Genomic DNA, 21,953 nt, shown 5'->3' on the forward strand with positions numbered 1-21,953 from the left:
GCGCCGATGGTACTGCACTCGACAGGGTGTGGGAGAGTAGGACACCGCCGAACACATTTTACGATCAAGCCCCCCAACCTTTTGGTTGGGGGGTTTTTTCGTGTTCCGGAACGGTTCTGGAGAGCCGACGAACACCTGACTTCACAGCACGGACTCCATTGCCGTGCATAGCCTTTCCAGCGCATCGGAATAGCGTGACGGCGTCGGCGTGCTGTATCCGACGACGATCCCATCGATGCCGGCGGGAGGCGCGTCGGGATGCCGGAACGTCGATATCCCGACCAGATCGAGCCCGAGTCCATCGGCGGCGCTCAAGATCGCACCTTCGGTTCCCCGCGGAACCTGAATCACCGCATGAAGTCCTGCAGAGATTCCGGTGATCCGTACGTCTGGCAGTCGATGTTCGAGAGTGTCGACCAGCTGGTTGCGTCGCCGTCGGTATGTCGTACGCATCTTGCGTATATGAGCGTCGAACCTTCCCGAATCGATGAAATCTGCAAGCGTCAACTGGTCAGTTGCGCTGACCCAACGCTCGTACGGTCCTTTGAGTGCTAGAACTGGTTCGATAAGTCTGTCGGGCAGCACCATCCATCCGATTCGAATGGCCGGTGAGAGTGTCTTGCTGACCGTCCCCATGTACGCGACGTGTTGTGGTGCGATGGCTTGGAGGGCTCCGACAGGTTTGCGGTCGTATCGGAATTCGCCGTCATAGTCGTCCTCGATAACGATCCCACCTGAGTTGGACGCCCAGTCCAAGGCGGTTCTGCGTCGGCTGGGTATGAGAGGTCCGCCGAGCGGAAACTGATGGGTGGGTGTGAGTAGTGCGACCTTCGCCTGGGTCGAGGCCAGCTGTTCTGTGCAAGTGCCGGATTCGTCTACGAGTATCGGGACGGTACGAATTCCTTCGGCGGCGAGAAGATCTCGGTGCAAGTGAAGGCCATAGGCGTCTACTGCGACAGTTTCCTGGAGGACGCGAGCAATTAGTGTCAGCCCGTGTCCTGAGCTTGCGCAGACGACGATGTGCTCAGGATCAGTGCGTACACCGCGTGTCCTCCCCAGATACGAACTGAGTGCCGTGCGGAGTTCGATTCGTCCGCGGGGATCTGTAGCCGAAAATGCGTCGTTCGGCGCCGATGTCAGTGACCTCCGCGCCGAGGAAATCCACTGTGCCCGCGGAAATGACGACACATCAGGAGATCCAGGGATGAAGCTGAGTGCGGACCGGGGTGGTTCCTGTTCGGGAGGCTTGGACGGAGATTGCGTAATTCCGCGTGCGTCGCCCGCCTTGGCGTCGGCGCGTGATGCAACGACGGTGCCCGAGCCCTGACGAGTGATGAGCCACCCGGCATGTGCAAGTTCGGTGTAGCAGTCAGCAACGGTATTTCGGGAGACTCCGAGATCCACAGCGAGACTTCGAGACGGCGGTAGTCGCGTTCCGGGTTTGAGGCCGCCGCTGTCGATTGCATCCCGAAGTCCTTGCAGTAGTGCGGCTTTGACCCCGATCCCACGCGGCAATTCGAGGTGTAGATCCATGCCGACATTGGCCCACGAATTCACTTGCACATTGAACCATGATTCGGGGTCATTGCTGGATTAGCTTGTGAGTATGACAACGACAAGCAGTCAACGACTCGATCTCGCAAAATTGGCGCCCGAGGTGTACAAGGCAGTGATTGCTCTCGACAGTGTTGCGCGTAAGGGGCTCGAGCCGACACTCGTGGAACTGGTGCTTACGAGAGCGTCGCAATTGAATCACTGTGCATGGTGCCTGGACATGCATGCACGTGATGCGCGATCGGTTGGGGTGAGCGAGCAAAAGCTTGATCTCCTGAACGCCTGGGAGGAAGCGCTGAATGTGTATTCGGATCGGGAACGGGTAGCGCTCGCGCTGACCGAAGCTGTGACGGTGTTGACCGATGGGTTTGTACCGGACCAGGTGTACAGCGCGGCCGCGGAGCATTTTGAGGAGACCGAGCTTGCACAACTCATTAGCGTGATCGTCACGATCAACGCGTGGAATCGCATTGCGGTCACCACTCGCAGGACGCCGCCAGTCCGCGGATAACGGGTTGCGATCCGGCAGGAGATCACGGCACTGAGAGATAGAGACACTGAGAGATGGAGATAGGGCAATCGTTATTTTGATGTCGGTTCAACCAAAGCAGACATAAGCATCGTAGTGGCGGCTGCAGTTACCGAAGTGGCATCGCCGGGGAATGCGCTCAAATGGCCGAATAGGTCTACTTCTACCATAGGAGCTAATAATGCAATTAATATCTTTCATGAGTTCTTTCGGGTTTTGGTGAGAAGAAAGATTCGACAGTGATGCAGATCGCAATATCGATGTTTTGATGCAAATCGCTGTGGTGGATTTCGGGCGATGCATGACGTAAGTCGCGGCCAGTCCTTGGTGTCCAGATGCCCCGCAAGCACCTCTTCCTGCGTGTTTTGCTTTGAATCCCTCGGCTGCCTTGATGTGAGCGCTCGGAAATTGAAGTAGTAAACGCCTGGATGCGGGGCAATGGGGCCGCCCGGCGATATCGACATTCAACGCAAATGCTCAGGCAATTTCGTTCTTGTGTCTAACGGTCGAGAGGTCGGACCGAAAGGTAATCCGGATTCTTCTATCGAACTCGTCAAATATGCACTACATTCCGTATTTATAACTGGATGATTGCTCTGTCTTGCTCCGGCGTCACGCGTGTACTTGGTTCCGCGAATTAATTCCGCCGAGATCGAGAAACTCTCCGCTACTGAAATGTCGGGAAAGGGAATTCTCTATGACTGTGCACGGTTCTCGGCGGAGATCACGAGGTCTTCGGTTGGCGCTCACCACCGCTATTGTTGTGACAGTCGGTGGAAGTAGCGTTGTATTCGCGTCCCCAGCTCTTTCGGCTCCGGTTCCCGTCCGCACCGTGGCCTCGGCGTTCACTGCCCAAGAATGTGAGGGCACGGAGTACACGCCGGCCGCTCAGATGCTCGAGATCTCGGAGCTTCGGCTGAAGCACTACAACGACGGCAATATCGTGCCGTTGTACGGCAGCACTGATCGTGGCGCGAGTCTGGCGACAGATGCGCCGGTCTGCGGTATTCGTGAGGTCAGCGGTGTCGGCGCGAAGTCGGAATGGATGTACTGCACAGACTTCGACCTCGATCCGTGTTCAGGCGTCGAGGACGGCTTGCCGGTCGACAAGGAACACGAGGTGATGGGACCGACAGAACCGTCGTCGGGCAATCTGACCTTGACCGAGAATGACAAGTTGGTCATCAGTTGGCTGTTGCAGAATCCCGCGACATGGGGGAATGACGTCTCGGGCAACTCGTCGGAGAATGCGCGTTCGGCACGTCAAGGTTTGGTGTGGTGCATATCGGACTACAACAACCCGCTCATGGGCGAATTTCGCGGCCTGTGCGATGAGTATCTCGGTACTGCCGAGCAGGCTCGGATCGTCACGTTGATGAAGGTTACTCAGACTCTCGATCTGGTACGTAAGACGCCGACGACGGGATCTCTGAAAGTTGTTGACACTGCGGTCTTTACGCTGAGTACAAACATGTACGGCAAGCAGATCGACGTGCGGGCATCGGGCGGCGCAACACTGACGGTCTGTGATAAGAACTCGGATGCGCGCTTGAACGGAAACAACCTCACCGTGCGTGGCAGTGGCTCCGGCGAGACCGCCATTGATCTCTGCCTGACGGCCAAGACTGGTGGAGGCTATTCGGTGATCGCTGATGTCGTTCCGGATGCGGTCGAGAACCTGCACTGGAACACGGCAGGTGCACAATGCCAGGTATTCGCCTCCTTCGACACGGTTAGTCCCCGTCGGATCAATGTCGAGGCCTCCGTCGAGTACAGCGCTATCCCCGTGACGACCACCCCAGCTGCGACCACGCCGGCCAATACGCCCGTGATCGTTGTTCCCATCATTCCGATTGTTCCCGTGATCCCGATCATCGTTCCGGCTCAGCAGCAGCCGTCGGCGGTTGCGCCAGTGACGGTTATTCAAGCCCCGACTGCCCCCGCGGCCGTAGCGCCCAGGCAGGCTACTGGTCCCCGTCCAACGGCAATCGATGGCGGTAGCGCGCAACAGAATTCGAGTGGCACTTCCGGAATCGCACTGGCGGGGTTCGGCCTGATCGGATTTGCCGGAGTGGGCGCACTGGCTATCCGTCGCACTCGCGCTTAACTCTCCACCTCGCAACGAAATGAGTGTTGATGACTCTGTATTCGGACAATGATGAGTTCGGCGAGCCGGATGAGGGCTCGCCGGCCGGTCCTTCGAATCGGTATCGAAAGAGCGGGATTATTGCAATCATCGCCGCGCTTGTTGTCGGAATTGCCTTGGCTTTCTTCGGGTTCCAGTCCAGCAGCGACACTACTGCTGCTACGCCGCCAGTTCCGGGGAGTGTCGTAACGTCGGATCAGGCCACGACGACGGTGCCGGTGCACACGCCCATGGCGCCGAATACGTTGGCGTTGGACGCGGTTGGCGTTCGCGCTCCGATTGTGGACGCGACTGTTCCGGATGGTGTTCTCACTCCGCCGGAGAACGTGAAGGACGTCGGAATCTGGCTCGACGGTGCGCCGTTGGATTCCGCGACCGGCACGACTTTGATTGTGGGCCATGTAAATCTGACGGGACAGGGCAATGGTGCCTTGTTCGATCTGGGAACGATCAGTCCCGGCGAGACCATTCGTACATCCGATGCGGCTGGCAAGAGCACGTCGTGGAAGGTAACGGCGGTGACTACGCGACCCAAGGCGGACGGCGTCGAGGAAAGCGTTCTTGCGGGTCATGACGGGCCACGAAAGCTCGCGGTCGTCACGTGCGGTGGAGAACTTCAGTTCGACGGCGGGGTCGGCAATTACGCGGACAATGTCTACCTGTACGCCGATCTGATCGTTTGAAAACTCGGTTCACGCTGACAACGAAGGTCCATGTCTGGTTAGTCTCACAGGCATGGACCTTCGTCTTTCGGGAAAACGTGCAATCGTCGCCGGCGGTAGCAAAGGTATCGGGTTGGCGATAGCCCGCGGGCTGGCGGCGGAGGGCGTCGACGTCGCAATTCTTGCCAGAACTGCGGAATCTGTGGATTCCGTTGCAGCACAGATCTCTGCGGAGTTCGGCGTGCGGGCAATCGGCGTCCTGACGGATACCCGCGACGGCGTCGTAGTTCACGCGTCGGTGCACGAGGTGGTCGAGACTTTCGGAGGCGTCGACATCCTGGTCAATTCTGCGGCGACTCCGTGGAGTGCGGGAAAGCCGACGGATTTCTGGTCGACAACGGATGAGGTCGTTCGGGATCAAATCGAAGTGAAGGTTCTCGGCTACCTCCGCACTGCTCGCGCGGTGGCGCCGCACATGGTCGCGCAGGGTTGGGGCCGGATCATCAACATCAGTGGACTGGGCGCGCGCAGCGCTACCTCGATTGCCCACACCATTCGCAATGTCAGTGTTTCGGCGTTGACGAAGAACTTGGCCGACGAGTTGGGGCCCAGCGGGATCAATGTGACCGTCGTGCATCCCGGTGTCACGCGGACCGAGAGGTTGAATGCGCGGATCGAAGGCGAGATGAACCTGACCGGGCGTTCGCTCGACGAGGTGGAAGCCGGTATCGCAACAAATTCGATTCGAAAGATCGTCGATGCCAGTGAAGTGGCTGACGTCGTGACTTTCCTGGCGTCGCCGCGCAGTGTCTCCATCACGGGCGATGCGATTGCTGCGGGTGGTGGTGTTCCCGGGCCGGTGTACTACTGACCTGCACGCAGGGGTATAAATACATCTTGTGTCTATGTTGCATTCGGCTGCGGAGTCAGTCTTCCGTGAAGTGAAGGAACTGATCCTCTCCGGTGAGCTGCCCGGCGGCGAGCTCATCAGTGAGGGCGAAATCGCGAAGCGGATGGAGTGCAGTCGGACTCCTGTTCGCGAGGCTTTCCTGCGCCTCGAGGCCGAAGGCTGGATGCGGTTGTATCCGAAGAAGGGCGCGCTTGTCGTGCCCGTCGCCGACGGAGAGGCTGAACACGTCGTGGCGGCGCGCCAGCTGGTGGAGACGCAGAGCGTGCGCGTTGTGGCCGAGCAGCCGCATGTTCGGAGCAATCTGGTTGCGGCCCTGCGTACCAGCTTGATCGAGCAGCGTGAGATTGCGGATCGTGGTGACGTCGTAGCCTTCAGCGCTGCTGATGCAGATTTTCACAAGATGATCGTTGTCGCCGGCGGAAACCCTTTGCTGGACACGTTCTACGGCGGACTTCGCGATCGGCAGCGCAGGATGACCGCGAGGTCCATCGCACAGGATCCGGGCCAGTTGTCGCAGATCATCGAGGATCACACAGCTCTCGCAGACCTTGTCGAATCCGGCGATGCCGACGCGTACAACACCGCGGTGCTCACACACATGCGTCAGATTCACGGCCTCGGATTTCGAGGGGCTCTGTGATGGTTGTCAGCACGGTGGAACGGTCCACTGAAAAGCGTTCTGCACGAGCGTGGCTCATGGTTGCGGCCAGTATGTTTGCCGTGGCCTGGGGCGGCAACGAATTCACGCCACTGTTGGTGATGTACCGACTCGATCACGGACATTCTCCTGTGATGGTCGACTTCTTCCTCTTTGCCTACGTGATGGGAATAGTGCCGGCACTACTGCTGGGCGGACCGTTGTCGGACAGGTTGGGGCGACGCCCCTTGATGCTCCCCGCGCCACTGATCGCGATTGCCGGATCCACGCTTCTGGCGTTCGGTGCCGATTCTGCAGCCGTTCTGATACTCGGACGCATCCTGTGCGGCATCGCGCTGGGACTGGGTATGGCCGTGGGTGGCTCCTGGCTGAAGGAATTATCAACGGCTCCCTGGGATTCCGCGGCATCTGACGGTGCCGGAGCCAGACGTGCCGCGATGAGCTTGACCGCCGGCTTCGCGCTGGGAGCCGGGTTCGCGGGCGTGCTGGCTCAGTGGGCACCACTGCCCGAAGCGTTGGCGTACGTCCTGCATATCGCGATCACCGTTGCTGCGGGTGTTGCTTTGTGGCGAGCGCCGGAGACTCGGGAAGCTCAGACGATGGACACGCGTCGCCGTTTGATCGACGATCTGAAGATTCCAGCCGCCGGCCATCGCCGATTCCTTTATGTGGTTGTTCCGTTGGCGCCGTGGGTGTTCGGCGCTGCCAGCGTCGGATATGCGGTCATCCCGGCCTTGATGACCGGGCACAGTGGTGATGCGCCCGTAGCCTTTTCGGCCTTCTTGTGCGTCGTGGCGCTGACATGTGGTTTTGCGATTCAGTCGCTCGGACGCAAGATCGACACCGACCTCAGTGCCCGCGGCGCCGTCGTAGCGCTGGTCTTTCTGGTAATCGGTATGGCCGGCGCAGCATTGGTGGCGTCGACGCTCACCGTGGCTGTCGCGGTTATTGCCGCTGCGATCCTGGGTTGTGGGTACGGAATGGCACTGGTGTCGGGACTACTCGAGATCCAGCGGATCGCGGGCCCCGACGACCTGGCAGGTTTGACGGCTGTCTTCTACTCGATCACGTACATCGGGTTCGCTGTCCCAGCGGTACTGGCGATGCTGTCGGAAAGTGTTCCGGCCCTGACCTATCCGTTGATGCTTCTGTTCGGCAGTGCGGCAGCGGCAGCCTGCCTGCTCGTGGTTCTACTCAAGTCGCGTTCGCACCTCCCCGGCGCCTGAAGAAGTCCGGTCCGCCGATCCGTAACAGGATCAGGCGGACCGGAAGGATCAGGCGTCTACGGTGACCGCGCCGTTTTCTTCGACCTTCGCGGTCTTGCTCAATCCGTTGAGCAGCCCGGTGATGTCGACGCCGGAGTTTTCGAGGGTTTCGATGACGCCGGCGATCACCTGGGGGCTGATCCCCAGAATCGACCCGATGGAACCTTGTGCTCCGTCGCCGCCGCTGATGATGGAGATGCGATCGATGTCGCCGACGGGCTTGGCCGCAGCCGCCGTTGCATTGACCAGTGCCGCCAATACATCGGGGAGAGTGAGCAACTGCGCGGCTTGCGGGGTGTACGAGTTCAAGGCTTCGGCGATCTGACGCTTACCCGCGGCTTCCGCTTCGAGGTTGGCACGCAGGCCGTCTGCTTCTGCCTGCTGTTCGGCTCGAACCGCATCAGCGGCAAGCTTGCGGCCATCTGCTTCTGCTTCGAGTCGTGCTCGCAGTCCGTCTGCGTCAGCTTGCTGCTCGGCGCGAACGGCGTCTGCCACCAGTTTTCGGGAGTCGGCCTGAGATGCGCCGGCCTGCCGAGCAGATTCGGCCTGGGCCTGAGCACGGAGAATTGCGGCCTGCTTCTCACCTTCTGCGCGGGCGATCGAGGCTTGACGTTCAGCTTCTGCCGGTGCAATGACGTCGGCCTGCAAAGCGGCCTCGGATTGCTGCGCTCGACGACGCTCTACTTCGGTTCGGGCTTCGACTCGTGCTGCTTCGGCCTGTTCACGAGCGATGCCGACGGCCTTCTCGGCTGTCGCTTGCGCAAGCGGACCGGCCTGATCTGCCTCGGCGTTCTCCGCTTCGGTTTGTGCGCGCAACCGAGCGAGTTCGACGTCACGCTTCTGGTTGGCGCTGGCGATCGCAGTATCTGCCTCTGCTTGCGCGACGGATCCTGCTTGGCGGGCTTTCGCTGATCGGATCTGCGAATCTCGTTCCGCCTCTGCGGTTCCGATGGCTGCGTCTCGCTTGACCTCGGCGATGCGACGCTGGCCGAGCGATTCGAGATAGCCGTTGAAATCCGAGATTCCTGCGATCTTGAGGACGTCGACTTCCATCCCGATACGAGAGAGATCGTTGCCGGCTTCCTCGACCACACTTCGGGCGAGAGAATCACGATTGGAGTTGAGATCTTCGACGGTCATCGTTGCTGTGATCCCGCGTAGGCTGCCCGCGAGGATCTCGTTGATCTGACGCTGCAGTTCGTTCAGGTCCGACGTCAAGAACCGTTGCACCGCAGTCTGAACGGCTTCGTCTGCCGAACCGATCCGTACCAGGCCGACGGCTTCGACGTTGACCGGGACACCGTCGTTGGACAATGCATTCTTGAGATTGATGCTGACATTGAACGGTTCGAGGGACATGATGTCGACACGTTCGATTCCGGGAATTTTGAATCGGGCGCCGCCGCGGACAACCTTGGGTTTGCCGCGGCCGGTGAATACTGCCACCTCGTTGGGCGGAACCTTGACGTAGTTCTTTACGTAGATTGCCGGGAGAACGATGAAGACGATTATTGCGACTGCAACTGCAATGATGATGATTGCCAGCATGTATCGAGTCCTTTAGATCGCGTCGTCGACAGTGACGACGCGAAGGTATTGATCGTCCACATCGGCGATGTAGACGATGGTGCCGGTGGTGAGTGGTGCTCTGTGCAGACTGATTGCCGTGGCATGTACTCGATTGCCTTCGGTATCGGCAAAAGATACTTCACCACATCGCTCTGGCATGATCGTGAGCGTTACAGTTCCCAAGAGTCCAACGTAAGACGTACGACTTATGTGCGAATTATCCTGTTGTTTAAGGAGATAGGGGAGTATCAGTCCGCGAGTGGTTGCGACCAGTGATATGCCGAGTGCGAGCGCCGCTGTCAGTGCGATCGGTGTGGACAGATGTGCAATGGTTGCAACTGCGCCGGCGGCGCCGAATCCGAAAAGCGCTGTGGCCAAAGTGGTCAGGCTCAGGAATGGCAATCCGTCGCCATGTCCGCTGCCCAGGTCTGTTACTTCGCCGACGGCAAAGGCTCCGATCAGAGCAACCGCTCCGATCACGAAACACATTGTGAATGCAACGAACATCAATCCCCCCCGATCACTCTGTCGAGGAAGCGTGCCCTGTGAATTGTGTTGCCAGGGGCGCCCCTCGGCCCACGTCCATCGTAAAGGTTCGACAAAGCTGAGGGGGGCATTCGGTCTGTTTCGGCGTGGTGGAGCCGCTGCTCAGATGTGTGGTGGCAGTGCTTTCTGATTCAGCCACGCGTCCCACAGTGGACGCAGCGGGACGTCGGTGAAACGTGATGCCAGATCAGTGAATTGCTCGGTACTGACGGTGCTGTGCCGATGCTTGGTAGTCCACTGGAGGATCAGTTCGAAGAACTTGTCGTCACCGAGAACTCCACGCAGGGCGTGGAGCGTCAAGGCGCCGCGTTTGTAGATTCGATCGTCGAACATCAAGGCGGGACCAGGATTGCCGATAACCACATCCTGTGGTTTGCGCGCGAGCCCTTGGTAGGCGTTTGATGCCAGAGTCTCGGAGGATGGGCCGCCGGAGTTCTCGGACCAGATCCACTCTGCATAACAGGCGAAACCTTCGTGCAACCAGATGTCGCACCAGGCCCCGAGGGTAAGGCTGTTTCCGAACCATTGGTGTGCAAGCTCGTGTGCCACAAGGCGTTCGGAGCCGCGTCGGCCGGTGCAGTGATTGGCGCCGAAAATCGAGAGACCCTGCGCTTCGATGGGGATCTCGAGTTCGTCGTCGGTCACCACTGCGGTGTAATCGGCAAAAGGATACGGCCCGAACAGTTTTCCGAAGACTTCGAGCATCTGCGGTTGACGCGCGAAATCGACGTCGAACGAACTGCGCAGTCGGGGTGGGTGAACCGCGAAGATCGGAACCGGGCCCGCGCTGACCTGGCGATGCTCGTACTGCCCGATCTGGATGGTGGCCAAATAGGTGGCCATGGGTTCGGTCTGTTCGTACACCCAGGTGGTTGCGCCGGCGCGGATCTGCTTGCGGATCAATGTCCCGTTGGCAAGGGCATAGAACGGCGAATCAGTCGTAATCGAAATGCGGTACGACGCTTTGGAACTGGGATGGTCGTCGCACGGGAACCACGACGCGGCGCCGTTGGGTTGGCTGGCTACGAGGGTGCCTTCGGTAAGTTCTTCCCAGCCGACTTCACCCCACAGGCTTTTGATCGGCTCGGGATTGCCGGTGTACTGGACGGTGACGGCGAGGGCTCCACCGGACGGAATCTTGGTGGCCGGTGTGATGATCAGTTTGTTGTTCTGGTGGGAGTATTTGGAGCCGCGCGCGCCGTTGACCGATACCTTGGATACCTGCAGGTTTTGGGCCAGATCGAAGCTGAACTTGGATCGGTTTTCGGTGGTGACGGCAGTGATGACGGCTTTGCCGGCCAACCGATTGCTGAAAACCTTGTAGGTCAGCTCCAGTTCGTATCGCGATACGCGATACCCGAAGTTGCCGTTCTGCGGCAGGTACGGATCGATCGGGTCGCCTGGAGACTTGTTCGGTTTCACGAGGCGGCCCACGGTGCGATCGGGTTTCCCTGCCAGCGGGTGGATGGCGGAACGGTGTCACCTCGCATAACCAAAGATGCAGGTCCGACGGTTGCGCCGGCACCGATACCGGCTGCCGGTAGCGCAACACAATGCGGTCCCAGAGTTGCGCCCGCGCCGAGGGTGACGGTGTCCATGGACATAATCCGATCATGGAAGAGGTGAGTTTGCACGACGCACCCCCGTTCAACGGTTGCGCCGTCGCCCAAAGTTACGAGATCCGCTTCGGGTAGCCAGTACGACTCGCACCACACGCCCTTGCCGATCTTGGCGCCCAATCCTCGCAAGAAGATGTTCAGAACTGCGGTTCCGGTTGCTGCGCGAGCGAACCAGGGGGCCGCGACGGTCTCGACAAAGGCGTCGGCAACCTCGTTGCGCCAGACGAAGGAACTCCACAGTGGGTGCTCCACCTTGTTGATCTTGCCGACGACAATCCACTTGGCAGCGACTGTGACGGTTCCGGCGACGGCTCCGGCGATCAGTAGGACTACCCCGCTGAGCAATGCAGCGAACCAGAACCCCACCGCGCCGACGAGTGCTTCGAGTGCGAACAGCACACCGAGGCCGATGCCGAAAGTGACCATGACGGGGATCAGTCGGCAGGTTTCGACAATCCCGCGGGCGACCTTGAGTCGCGTCGGGGGATTGAAGGTGCGGGCGACGTCGGTGTCTCCGACGGCGCGGCGGAGCCGCACGGGCGGGCTACCCAGCCACGAGGATCCGGACTTCGCTTTGGAGGGTGTTGCTGAGAGAACCGCGACCAGACCGTTTTTCGGGACGCGTCGACCGGGCGCCGTCATTCCGGAGTTGCCGAGGAAAGCGCGCTTACCGATCTTGGCGTGCTCGATGTGCATCCAGCCGCCGCCGAGGCCGTAGTTGGCCACCATCGTGTCGTCGGCGAGGAATGCGCCGTCGGCGACGGTTGTGAACTTGGGGAGAAGCAGGACGGTGGATGCTTCGACGTTCTTACCGATCTTGGCACCGAGAAGCCGCAGCCAACCGGGCGTCAGCAGGCTTGCGTAGAGAGGGAAAAGGAACGTGCGTGCGGAGTCGAGGAGACGTTCGGTTGCCCAGACCTGCCAGCCGATTCGGCTGCGGACGGGGTGGTAGCCCTCGACCATGCCGATCGACAACAGGCGTACTGCTGCGAGAGTGATTCCGGCAAAGACCACCAGGCTGAGGATGGTGGCGACGGGAAGCATGATGAGGGACTGCGTAATTGCGTCGCCGAGGGTCTCGGTGTCGCGAATCCACCAGCCGATCAAGGCTATTCCGGCCATGAGAGCAAAGATCGGCATGCCGGCGAGGAAGACCGAAGTGACTCCGTAGACCGGAACCCATCCGGGTGCGCGTTTCGGATGTTCCGACGGCCAGGGATGATTCGCTTTGCCGACCTTGGTTGCGGGCGAACCGGCCCACTGCTGATTGGCCTTCACCCGGCCGAATACCGCCGATCCGGGTTCGACCACAGCGCCGCGTCCGATGCGTGCACCGGGCAGAAGTGTGGAACGCGAACCGACGGAAGCGCCTGCCCCGATTTTGATTTCACCGATGTGGACGACGTCTCCGTCGATCCAGTGGCCGGAGAGATCGACTTCGGGTTCGATGGAGCAGCCGTCACCGAGTTCGAGCATGCCGGTAATCGGTGGCAGTGTGTGAAGGTCGACACCGCGCCCGATGTCGGCGCCGAGTGCTCGAGCGTAGTAAAGCATCCAGGGCGCGCCCGAAAGATTTGCTGCGCCACTGGCTTCGGTGAGTCGATGCGCTATCCACAATCGCAGGTGCTCACTGCCGCCACGAGGATAGGTGCCGGGTTGCAGGTTTCGCAGTAGTAATCGGGTACCGATCACGGAGATCGCCATGCGGCCGATCGGCGTGATGAACACGATGAACGCCAACAGAATCCACCACCACGAGACCGTCGGCGCCCAACTGGCGTCGACGAACCAGCCGAGTACATTGTTCGCGATCGCGAGCCAGGTGACCCACTGCAGCCCGGTGAGTGTGGTCAGCGGAACTGTCGCCGCTACCTGCACCAGTTGGGTTTTCAGTGGTGTGGGCTTGACGATTCGCGTCTCGACGGTTTCGGTGGGTGCCAATTCGTCGAGATATTCGGCGAGAGATCCCAACCGGGGATGATCGTAAAGTTGAGCGACTGTCACTTCCGGGAAGCGCTCACGTAGTGCTGTCACGAGCTGCGCGGCGGAGAGTGATCCACCGCCGACCTCGAAGAAGTCGTCATCGAGGCCGGCGATCTGCGCTCCGAGGATCGATCCCCACAGCCCGGCAACCCAGGCTGCGGTTCCGTCGAGTCCCAATGCGGCCCCGGCATCTTCGCCGGCTCCGGGCAGTGGCCAGGGGAGAGCGTTGCGATCGACTTTGCCGGACGTACGCGTCGGAAGCTCGTCCATCAACGCCAAACGAGGAACGAGGGCTGCGGGCAACTGCTCGCTGAGCAGTGCGTGTGCGGCCTTGAGATCGAAGTCGGGGTCGGTGCTTGCGATGTATCCCACGAGGATTTGATTGCCCGCCGCGGTTTTCTTGACGGCCGCGGCGGCACCGCTGACACCCGGAAGGTTTTGCAGAGCATTGTCGACCTCGCCGAGTTCGATGCGTCGGCCGCCGAGCTTGACCTGATCGTCGGCTCGGCCCTGGAACATGAGTCCTTCGAGTTCGAGCCGGACGAGATCACCACTGCGATACGCACGATCCCAGCCGAGCGACGGCATCGACGCGTACTTCTCGGCATCCTTCGCCGGATCGAGATAGCGAGCCAGTCCGACGCCGCCGATCACCAACTCGCCGACTTCGCCGACGGCAACAGGGTTGTTCTGGGCGTCGACGACGGCCAGGTCCCAGCCGTCGAGCGGAAGCCCGATGCTGACGGGGCTCTTGCCGTCCATGATCGCGCCGCACGCGACGACGGTTGCTTCGGTAGGTCCGTACGTGTTCCAGACTTCGCGGCCTTCGACGGCCAGACGCTCCGCCAGCTCGGGTGGGCAGGCTTCGCCACCGAAAATCAGCAGTCGGACGGCTTCGAGGGCTTCAGCGGGCCACAACGACGCCAGCGTCGGAACGGTGGAGACGATGCTGACATCGCGGGAGACCAGCCACGGCCCGAGGTCCATGCCGCTGCGGACAAGTGATCGGGGTGCGGGGACCAGGCAAGCGCTGTGACGCCAGGCGAGCCACATCTCCTCGCACGACGCGTCGAAGGCGACGGACAGTCCGGCGAGAACACGATCTCCCGGACCGATCGGCTCGTCTTGAAGGAACATGCGGGCTTCGGCGTCGACAAACGCCGCAGCATTGAGGTGAGTGACGGCAACACCCTTGGGGGTGCCGGTGGAGCCGGAGGTGAAGATGATCCAGGCGTCGTCGTCTGGTTCGGGTTCGCGTATCGGCGGATGCTCGAGTCGCTTCGGCGCAGTGCCGGGTTGGATGCCGTCGCCGGTGATGATGGCTGCTACCTGGGCTTCGCCGAACACCAGGTCGGCGCGTTCTTCCGGGTCGTCGGCGTCGACCGGCACGTAGGCGGCACCGGCCGCGAGAATCGACAGAATCGCCACATACAGCGCCCGTGAACCGGACGGCATCCGGATACCGACGCGATCACCCGCCCCGACGCCGGCGTCAGCCAGTAGGCGCGCGCCCTGCTCGATCTCGTCGAGCAGTTCGGCGTAGGACAGCGTCGTCTCGCCGTCGTCGATTGCGGATGCTTCGGGGTTTGCCAGCGCGGATGCCCGCACGATGTCGATGAGAGTGCGCGGCGCAGGGGCCTGCGACGAACGTAGGAATACGGACGGAATCCCTGGAAGTGCTTCCGTCGGCTGCGGTTGGAGTGGCAAACCCGTTGATCCTGTTCTGCTCATGAATCTTCAGTCGTGTGACCTGTCGAGTTGTTATCTCACGACAAGTTTGCGAGTTGGTGAACAGTTCTGCCTAATGCAACATGCCGACATAGCGGTTATTCCGGATTTGTGCCGCTCTGCAAGTGTCCTTCGGCCGAATCGGCGAACTCGGGTGTGTCGAAGACTTCGCCACCCAGCGGGTCGACGGCCTGCGAAGCCTCGGAGATATCCACGACACCGGTATCCGGATCGATGTTGACAGCATGTGCGGGAACTTCGTGGACAGTGACGAACACGTGTGATTCTCCCGGTTCCATCGGGATCCCGACTGGAGCGGGGGTAAGCCCAGCCAAGGTCGACGAGATATTCAGATCGCGAAGTCGTTTGACCGAAGGCTGCGGTACTTCGGTTTCCGCGATAGCAGTTGTCGACACACGCAGATAGCGCGGCGCTGCTGCGACTTCGTAGCGGAAGGCCTTGAGCATCGACAGACAAGCCAACACCATGATGATCGAGAAGGGCACAGCAGTGGCGATGGCAACTGTTTGCAGCGCGGTCAGGGACGTGCTGCCACCGACGATGAGGAGGATTGCCGCAGCGGCGCCCGAGAGGAAGGTCCAGTAGATCCGCGTGATCTTGGAGGTTTCGAGATTGCCGCCGTTGGCGAGGATGTCGATGACAATCGAACCGGAGTCGGCAGACGTGACGAAGAAGAAGACGATCACCATGATCGCGAGGAGACTCGTGATGGTGCTCAACGGAAGTCCGTCGAGAAGGACGAACAGTGACGTATTGGTGTCGACGGCACCTGATGCGTCGAGCATCGTGCCCTCGTTGCGCTGACGAAGAATTCCGGAGTTACCGAAGATGGTGAACCAGAGCGATCCGACCAGTGTCGGCGCGAGCAGCACACCGAAGACGAATTCCCGGATGGTGCGGCCACGTGAGATTCGCGCGATGAACATGCCGACGAACGGTGCCCAACTCATCCACCATCCCCAGTAGAAGATGGTCCAGGTCCCGGCCCAGCCGTCTTCGGCGAACGGAGACGTACGCAGCATCAGTTCGGGCAGTGCCTGAATGTAGCCGCCGATGTTCTGTACCCAGGACTGCAGCAGGAACAGTGTGGGACCGAGGAGCAGCACGAACAAGGCCAGGAGCGCGGCCAGGATCATGTTGGTGTTGGAGAGCCATTTGAGCCCCTTGGCGACGCCCGACGCTACCGAGAATGTCGCCATCGCGGTGACGATGACAATGATCGTGATGACGAGGCCGTTGCCGGTGTCCACCCAGCCGAGGTAGTCGAGGCCCGCGGAAATCTGCTGGACTCCGAAGCCGAGTGAGGTTGCGACACCGAACAGGGTGCCGACGATGGCGATGATGTCGATGGTGTGGCCGATTTTGCCTTCGATTCGGGCGCGCCCGAGCAGCGGTTCCAGTAGCCAGCGGATCGATAGTGGACGGCCCTTGCGGTACGTCATGTAGGCCAGACCCAATCCGACGACGACGTAGATAGCCCACGCGTGCAGACCCCAGTGGAACATCGTGAGTTCCATGGCCTGATTTGCCGCGGCGTCGGTGGAGCCGGCGATCTGGCCCGCGACCGGTGGTGTGACGTAGTGCGAAAGTGGTTCTGCCACTCCGTAGAACACGAGACCGATGCCCATGCCGGCGCTGAAGAGCATGGCGAACCACGACATCATGCCGAACTCGGGATTCTCGTCGTCACGGCCGAGTCTGATGTTGCCGATACGGCTGATTCCACAGTAGAACGCAAAGACGACAAATCCTGTGGCTGAGAGGACGTACCACCAGCCGACGCCGTCGCTGATCGCGGTGTTTAGCCTCGTGAAGGCGTCGGAGGCGGTTCCCGCGTAGATCACCGCAAACGCGATCAGTCCGAAAATCACTATCGATGCCGGGACGAATACGGGTTTCCGCAGTCCCTTCCATGCATTTTTGAACGCAGTCATCTTTGCTCCTCCACCAGTTGAGCACTTACAGCACACCCCGGCGGCATCGTCGACGTGCTCAGCTCCAGTCGGGGGCCGCAGGTCGCGGTGGGGCGGACTCGTTCGCATCACCGTCGTCAAGCCCGGACTATTGCTGCGCACTACAAGGTAGCCGCGCATTTCGAATGGCTCAACTGGACGAAAGTTGGTGCAATGTGGGCGAATATGTGCAACGGGTTCGGATCTGCGTCGTAACTATGTTGGGGTGAAGGGTTTTTGGATGCCGATTCACCACTGATGCGACGAATTCCTTTGGAATTCAAGGAATGATCAATAGCGTGACGGCTCTCGGCGGATGTGGTCTGTCAAGATCGACGAATGAGTCTGTAGGTCAAGTGGTTATGGCAGGCGGGAGTCACACTTGGGCTCGTGATGCCGATGAAGCCGAAATGTAACTGTGATGGTAGCCACTGTCGGCCGTGGAGAGGCCTATTTACCGAGTTCCGCATCAATCAGTTCTGCGGCATCTTTCAGCCCGAGGCCGGTGTGTTGCTCGCGCAGTGCCTTGACCGCCGGGATGCGTGAGTCGGTTGAGGCAATGGCTTTGCGTACGTCCTCGATCGGTATTTCCGACGGGTCGACGGTTGACGTCAGCCGACTGCTTCGCGGCTTGTTTCTGTTCTTCCACGACTGGACCGTTGCGATCGCGAATCCGACAGTCGCGAGTATCCAAGCAGAGAGGCGCACCCAATTCCATGTGGTGTGTTCCGAGATCACGGCATTGACGGTGGACGGTCCCAGAACTAGCAACGTGGCCAATGCGACGGTTTGCATCCATCGCTCGAGGCGTCTGCTCTCGTGCCATCGCTCCGCCATTATTCGATCGTCGCATGTGACAGATGCTCGACACGTCGGAACACACGGACGATGATCAAGCACATTCGCCGTAGTCAGGAGAATTGCATGCGAGCAACACGCATAACGACCAATCTCAGAGTGGATGACGTCGAGGCTGCAAAAGGTTTCTATACCGACTATCTCGGTTTGAGTACCGAGGAGTTCAATCTGGGGTGGGTGGCTCGCTACACGTCTCCAGTCAACGGGGAACATGTCCAGCTCGTAACGCATGATGCAACCGCACCCGAAGACTCGGTTATCTCAGTTCACACGGATGACCTCGACGGCGCGTATGAAGAGGCTCGCCAACTCGGCTTCGAGATCGTGCACCCGATAACTACCGAAGAGTGGGGCGTTCGACGGTTCTTCGTTCGGGCGCCGGACGGCAACCTCATCAACATCGTGAGCCATCGAGACTGAGGTGGTCTCTGATCGGAAAGATAAGAGTGGCAACAATATTCGGGATCTGTGAACCTGCCCGGTAGGCGCTTTGTCGTGCGGGAGATCCGGACGCGTCAACGCGAAAGGTTGACAAGATTGCAAGTTCCTGCCATTCTCGTTGCCAGGTCACGAGTACCAGTGTTCAGCCCCGGCTTGCTGGTCGGCAACCCTCCTCCGCGGTGGGGTGCTCCGGGTGACGACCCGGCTGTATCCGAAAACGGATGCGGCAAGCGCGGGCTCTTCCGGGAACATCACCCGAAAAATGAGTCCTTGAACGTGAGGATTGTCGTCGATGACTGCTGTTTTGAGTGCCGAGTTCTGTGCCACCGCTCCCATTGCCAAGGTTTCGGGTTCTGACCTGCAGGTTCCCCTCGTGCAGGGCGGTGAGTGTTCGTACGCAAACTTCGACTACGCAGCCAGCGCGCCGGCGTTGTCCCAGGTCACTGACCGCATCGCAGAATTGCTCCCCACCTACGCCAGCGTCCACCGCGGCGCCGGATACGCATCGCGAATCTCCACACTGACGTACGAGAACGCACGCGAATCAGTTGCTCGCTTCGTTAACTGCGCCGACGATCAGGTTGTGGTCTTCACTCGCAACACCACTGATTCGCTGAACCTCCTGGCTCAGTCCGTTCCCGGCAGCACCGTTGTCCTCGACATCGAGCATCACGCAAACCTGTTGCCCTGGAACGATGCTCGCGTCGTCACGGCCGCCGATACCGTCGAAGAGACCATCGAGCGACTCATCGCGGAACTGTGCACCAAGCCTGCTGCACTGCTGGCAATCACGGGCGCATCCAACGTGACCGGCGAGATCCTGCCGATCGCACGCCTGGCTGACATCGCTCATCGCTGCGGTGCACGCATCCTCGTCGACGCAGCCCAGTTGGCACCCCACCGTCGTATCGACTTGCAGGAATGCGGCGTCGACTACATCGCCTTCTCCGGACACAAGCTGTACGCACCGTTCGGTGCGGGCGTCCTGGTCGGCCGTCGCGACTGGCTCGACGAGGCAAAGCCGTACCTCGCCGGTGGTGGCGCTGTCCGTGAGGTGACGTTGGAGTCCACCGAGTGGGCCTGCGCTCCCGCCCGTCACGAGGCCGGTTCGCCCAACGTTCTCGGCGCCGGTGCTATTGCTGCTGCGTGTGACGCGTTGACCGCACTCGACTTCGATGTCATCGCAGAACATGAGAAGGCTCTGACCGAGCAGCTCATCGACGGCCTGTCCGCTATCGCAGGCGTCAACTTGCTCCGTCTGTGGGCCGACGCTCCCGACGCCGTCGGAATTGTCACCTTCACCGTCGACGGCTACGAAGCCGGCGAGGTAGCAGCGTTCCTGTCGGCAGAACACGGCATCGGCGTTCGCGACGGCCGCTTCTGCGCGCACCCGCTGCTCTCGCGTCTCGGGCTGTCCGGTGGAGCCGTGCGCGCCAGCCTCGGTTTGGGCAGCAGTTCGGATGACGTGACTCGCCTGATCAACGCCGTGAGCATCCTGGTTTCCAATCAGCGTGATTGGAACTACGAAAAGACTGCGGGCGCCTGGAACCCCACGCCCGAGACCCGCACTTTCCTCGCTGGAGCCGACACTAACGCCGGTATAACCGAGTGCGTCTGAGCGAAAGCGCGAATGCGCTGACCGGAGTAGGCAACTAGCATGGCAGACATGACAACTGCGAAGTTTGGAATGTGTACGAGCTGACGATCGTCTCGCTCACCACTACATCTTTCTCACTTTCGGAGATACACATGTCTTCTGTCGCTTCACACTCCCTGCATGTAGCTGTCGAACTGACGGGCTTCGGGCACCATCCAGCTGCCGAGGGTGCTCCCGGAAACCTGCCTCTCATCGGCGGTGACTACTGGGTAGACCTCACTGAGAGTGAAACCCTGCTTGATCTGACGGCCTACCCCGCCAACGTCATTCGAATTCGCGCCACCGACTTGCGTGCCGCGCAGGTTCGGCGCGCCGGTATCCGAGCAGCACTCGCTGCGGACGGCCGTGATCCCGACACTGTTGCAGTGTTGGTTGATCTCGAAGTTCTGATCGCACCGGAAGCGCGCTCGGCGCGTAAAGAGTTGGCGCAGTTGGACAGTGCCTTGACGGTCGCAAGAGTTCCGGTGTCGCTGCAGTACGTCGGAACCCCCTCCGGGCTCGGAAGTTTGATAGCCGATATTCGGGCCGCCGATGTCGCAGACGGTGTGACGTTGTTGCCGCTGGCATTGCCGCGAACTCTCGAACATCTTGTAGATGAGACCATTCCGTGGCTTCAGGGACGCAGCCTGGTGACTGCGTCGACGGCCGTCGACGAGGTTCTCGGTCGCTTCGGATTGCCGCCGCGTCAGCGCACACTCGCATCCTGATCGTTGCCGGATGCTATGCGATGTACTTCTTGATTTCGGCCTCGACGCGATCGGGGTCCTGAGGAGTGAATGATGGCGCTCCACGCCCGGTAAGGGTCAATATCACAGCGGTTTCCTTCCACGGGCGCAGCAAATCAAGGCTGCACCAGGAGCTGAAATCGCCTGTGCCCCAAATTCGTAGGCGACCACTCAGCCATGACATGGTTCCGGGGTTCATGGATTCGATCCGCGAGTGCGGAACACACTTGCTGACAAACGGAAAGTAGAAGTGTCGGATCGTGACGCCTCGGTCATCTACGCGCACGGTTTTGTCTTCGTAAGTTGATGTCGTTACGGCGTCGTCCTAGCGTCGGTCATGAATATGAAACCACCTGTATGGTCCCACTTTGATGGTACGGCCGACCCCGCGCAGGGCCGCACGACATCACACTTGCCGTTTCGGCAACGAACATTGCATGAATCGTGAAGTGTGCCCATCCTGGAATGCATGAGCCACGCACACCATGACCATGCACACGACAACCACGCACAGCACGATCACACGGAAACTGCCGAGAACCCGTACGCCAAGGCGGACGCACAATTCTGGAACTCGCTGTACGAGGAACGCGCCGCGCGCTGGAGTGGAAACCCCAACCCGCAGTTGATCGCCGAGGCGTCCGATCTCGAACCGGGTACCGCGCTCGATGTCGGCTGCGGTGAAGGCGCCGACGCTCTGTGGTTGGCGCGTCGTGGGTGGAAGGTCACCGGCACCGATATTTCTTCGGTTGCGCTTTCTCGCGCGAAGGAACACGTCGAAGGTTCCGGCATCGATATCGAATGGCTCGAAGCCGACCTCACGAAGTGGGATTCGCAGGGTCGCTCGTTCGACTTGGTGTCAGCGCAGTTCTTCCACATGCTCGAACCTGCTCGCGGAGAACTATTCCGGGCACTCGGAGACTTGGTCGCTCCCGGTGGCCATCTGCTGATCGTCGGTCACTCGCCTCACGAGTCGCCCACGGAGCATCATCGGGCCATGCTGCATACGCCCGAATATGTGGAATCGCTGTTCACGGACGGGTGGAAGCTGCTGGTCTCGGAGTCGCGGGAACGGGATCTTCCCGCAAATCCCGAGCAGATGCATCACACCACGGATACCGTTGTGCTGC

Annotated in this window: 17 protein-coding genes and 1 riboswitch; of the genes, 10 read left to right on the forward strand and 7 right to left on the reverse strand. The window is 60.3% G+C overall.

The annotated features are described in order from the left end of the window. Positions 1-141 precede the first annotated feature (141 nt). Positions 142-1,557 carry a MocR-like pyridoxine biosynthesis transcription factor PdxR gene (pdxR, locus tag QM600_RS23985; protein ID WP_283264103.1) on the reverse strand — a complete coding sequence of 472 codons (1,416 nt, stop codon included), beginning with the start codon at positions 1,555-1,557 and terminating at the stop codon, positions 142-144. 49 nt (positions 1,558-1,606) lie between these two features. Between pdxR and QM600_RS23990 the strand changes: the two genes are divergently transcribed. From QM600_RS23990 to QM600_RS24015, 6 genes are all read left to right on the forward strand, one after another. Then, positions 1,607-2,065, forward strand: coding sequence for a carboxymuconolactone decarboxylase family protein (locus tag QM600_RS23990; protein WP_283264105.1), 459 nt, complete (start codon positions 1,607-1,609; stop codon positions 2,063-2,065). A gap of 715 nt (positions 2,066-2,780) precedes the next feature. Continuing rightward, on the forward strand, positions 2,781-4,190 hold the full coding sequence (locus QM600_RS23995) for a hypothetical protein (protein ID WP_283264106.1): 1,410 nt from the start codon (positions 2,781-2,783) through the stop codon (positions 4,188-4,190). Between the two features lie 29 nt (positions 4,191-4,219). Beyond that, entirely contained in the window at positions 4,220-4,912 is a 693-nt protein-coding gene (locus tag QM600_RS24000; RefSeq protein WP_283264108.1) for a class F sortase, read from the forward strand. Between the two features lie 52 nt (positions 4,913-4,964). Continuing rightward, on the forward strand, positions 4,965-5,762 hold the full coding sequence (locus QM600_RS24005) for an SDR family NAD(P)-dependent oxidoreductase (protein WP_283264109.1): 798 nt from the start codon (positions 4,965-4,967) through the stop codon (positions 5,760-5,762). A gap of 34 nt (positions 5,763-5,796) precedes the next feature. Then, a complete protein-coding gene (locus QM600_RS24010; protein ID WP_283264111.1) occupies positions 5,797-6,441 on the forward strand; it encodes a GntR family transcriptional regulator in 645 nt (214 codons plus the stop codon). Then, a complete protein-coding gene (locus tag QM600_RS24015; RefSeq protein WP_283264112.1) occupies positions 6,441-7,685 on the forward strand; it encodes an MFS transporter in 1,245 nt (414 codons plus the stop codon). Before QM600_RS24010 ends, QM600_RS24015 begins: the two co-directional genes overlap by 1 nt. Before the next feature lie 48 nt (positions 7,686-7,733). Here the strand turns inward: QM600_RS24015 and QM600_RS24020 are convergent, their stop codons facing one another. From QM600_RS24020 to QM600_RS24045, 6 genes are all read right to left on the reverse strand, one after another. Continuing rightward, positions 7,734-9,272, reverse strand: a complete 1,539-nt coding sequence (locus QM600_RS24020) for a flotillin family protein (protein WP_283264113.1) — start codon at positions 9,270-9,272, stop codon at positions 7,734-7,736. 12 nt (positions 9,273-9,284) lie between these two features. Beyond that, the gene (locus QM600_RS24025; protein ID WP_283264127.1) at positions 9,285-9,782 is read right to left on the reverse strand and encodes an NfeD C-terminal domain-containing protein; all 498 of its coding nucleotides are present in this window, start codon (positions 9,780-9,782) and stop codon (positions 9,285-9,287) included. 159 nt (positions 9,783-9,941) lie between these two features. Then, on the reverse strand, positions 9,942-11,273 hold the full coding sequence (locus tag QM600_RS24030; protein WP_502943090.1) for a M1 family metallopeptidase: 1,332 nt from the start codon (positions 11,271-11,273) through the stop codon (positions 9,942-9,944). Continuing rightward, positions 11,258-15,172, reverse strand: coding sequence for a Pls/PosA family non-ribosomal peptide synthetase (locus QM600_RS24035; RefSeq protein ID WP_283264117.1), 3,915 nt, complete (start codon positions 15,170-15,172; stop codon positions 11,258-11,260). The genes QM600_RS24030 and QM600_RS24035 overlap by 16 nt, the downstream gene beginning before the upstream one ends. 95 nt (positions 15,173-15,267) lie before the next feature. Next, positions 15,268-17,124 carry a BCCT family transporter gene (locus QM600_RS24040; protein WP_283264119.1) on the reverse strand — a complete coding sequence of 619 codons (1,857 nt, stop codon included), beginning with the start codon at positions 17,122-17,124 and terminating at the stop codon, positions 15,268-15,270. Between the two features lie 468 nt (positions 17,125-17,592). Next, entirely contained in the window at positions 17,593-17,979 is a 387-nt protein-coding gene (locus QM600_RS24045; RefSeq protein ID WP_283264120.1) for a hypothetical protein, read from the reverse strand. An 87-nt stretch (positions 17,980-18,066) separates the two neighbouring features. Here QM600_RS24045 and QM600_RS24050 point away from each other — a divergent pair, with 87 nt between their 5' ends. The 4 genes from QM600_RS24050 to QM600_RS24065 all read left to right on the forward strand — a co-directional run. Then, on the forward strand, positions 18,067-18,420 hold the full coding sequence (locus QM600_RS24050; protein ID WP_283264122.1) for a VOC family protein: 354 nt from the start codon (positions 18,067-18,069) through the stop codon (positions 18,418-18,420). A 145-nt stretch (positions 18,421-18,565) separates the two neighbouring features. Beyond that, a riboswitch (SAM riboswitch) is annotated at positions 18,566-18,680 on the forward strand. 53 nt (positions 18,681-18,733) lie between these two features. Beyond that, positions 18,734-20,059 carry an aminotransferase class V-fold PLP-dependent enzyme gene (locus QM600_RS24055; RefSeq protein WP_283264123.1) on the forward strand — a complete coding sequence of 442 codons (1,326 nt, stop codon included), beginning with the start codon at positions 18,734-18,736 and terminating at the stop codon, positions 20,057-20,059. Between the two features lie 131 nt (positions 20,060-20,190). Continuing rightward, positions 20,191-20,805: a hypothetical protein gene (locus QM600_RS24060; RefSeq protein WP_283264124.1), complete on the forward strand. Its 615-nt coding sequence runs from the start codon at positions 20,191-20,193 to the stop codon at positions 20,803-20,805. A gap of 487 nt (positions 20,806-21,292) precedes the next feature. Further along, the coding region (locus QM600_RS24065; protein ID WP_283264125.1) for a class I SAM-dependent methyltransferase at positions 21,293-21,953 on the forward strand (661 nt) is incomplete at its 3' end.

It is taken from the genome of Rhodococcus sp. IEGM 1379 (assembly GCF_030056815.1).
Classification (GTDB): Bacteria; Actinomycetota; Actinomycetes; order Mycobacteriales; family Mycobacteriaceae; genus Rhodococcus_F.